Raw genomic sequence first — 541 nt, 5'->3', positions numbered from 1 at the left:
CGGCAGTCCTCCGCAGCGGCTCCCATCGTCTAGCGGTCCAGGACGTCGCCCTCTCACGGCGAAAACAGGGGTTCGAGTCCCCTTGGGAGCGCCATTGCCATGTTGGCTGAATGACCTGTATGGCAGTTAGCCATTATAGATCGTCATCAGGTTAGCCGCGGTTCTGCCTGCCCCCCTGATCCTTGCTTTACGCCAACCTTCCGCCGCTTCTCGCGAGTAGCGCCCGTTCGGCCTTCCGTGTGTAAACTCTGCGTGGCCGCCGCCGGCATGGTCCCGCGCGTGTCAGGAGATGTCGTGAATGGTCAGCCGCAAGGTCGGTGAGTTTCGTCCATTACGCCATTCCGTCAGTCCGTGCTTCGTATGAGAACCGCCTGTCGTATGCCGCCCTGCGGGTTGTTGGGCCGGAGAGGTCTGTCGCATCAACAGCCTCGCCGGGCATTGGAGCGCCGCCGGGACAAGGCCCCTGCCGGGGGGCGATCTGGCCGCCGCCCTGAAGAAGCGTTCTCCCGCGTCGCAAAAATAATCTCATAAAACCGACGGA

Annotated in this window: 1 tRNA gene; it reads left to right on the top strand. The window is 62.5% G+C overall.

What is annotated here, in order from left to right:
• Window positions 1-18: 18 nt before the first annotated feature.
• A tRNA-Glu gene (locus AC4FS3_RS29345) sits at window positions 19-94 on the top strand.
• Window positions 95-541: the final 447 nt, after the last annotated feature.

It is taken from the genome of Pseudogemmobacter sp. TB195 (assembly GCF_058313095.1).
This window is presented reverse-complemented; position numbering and strand designations above follow the sequence as displayed.